Origin of the sequence: Bradyrhizobium diversitatis, from assembly GCF_016031635.1 — a bacterium.
In the GTDB taxonomy this organism is placed as follows: Bacteria; Pseudomonadota; Alphaproteobacteria; order Rhizobiales; family Xanthobacteraceae; genus Bradyrhizobium; species Bradyrhizobium diversitatis.
On the sequence record NZ_JACEGD010000122.1, the window covers coordinates 1 to 648 of the forward strand.

Here is a 648-nt window from a genome sequence, read left to right on the forward strand (position 1 = left end):
TGTTCGCTCTTCGCGGCGCAATTCCGTCTGATATTCCGCGAGTTTACGTGCAGTGTCTTCGCCGGCAAGCTGCTTCAGCCAACGCCGAAACGTGTTCTCGGTGAGACGCTGCTGACGACAATATTTGCGGATCCCGAGACCGCTTCGGCGCCACGCTTCGACGTGCAGCGACCACCACTCGCGTCGCGCTTTGTTCTGGAAGTGTTTCGGTCTCACCGGAGAATCTCCACAGCAGCAGAGAACCCGAAATGGAACGACATCACACGAGGAGGAAGGTGTGCAGGAACCGGACGGTTACTGACTTTGAACGCCCGATTAGGAAGGCGAGATAAAAGGGGCTCGCCGGTCGAACCGCAAGCCATTGGCATGGCTTGGGTTCTGGCGTGCCAGTCGGTCGGGGCGCGTGCCGCGCCTTGCATTTTGATTAATGCAATCAAGGGCATTTTCGGCACCGTGTACGCTTTGGATCGTTGCGAGACCCTGCCGTGAGCGTGGGCGACAGCGATCTACGTATTCGGCCTGGACGCATCCGCACTACCCGCGCGCCGAAGCCGAAGAGCTTCATCAACCAGGTGCTGCGGGCGGCGAAGAAAGCGGGACACACCTCGGGGCACGCTGCGGCTGGCAGGTGTTCGGCGGCCTATGGGC

General features: G+C 60.5%; 1 protein-coding gene. It reads right to left on the bottom strand.

Features of this window, described 5'->3' with window-relative positions; all coding sequences use genetic code 11:
- A partial coding sequence (gene tnpA, locus H1B27_RS41420; protein ID WP_446479878.1) for an IS66 family insertion sequence element accessory protein TnpA occupies window positions 1-216 on the bottom strand: 216 nt, incomplete at its 3' end.
- Window positions 217-648 lie beyond the last annotated feature (432 nt).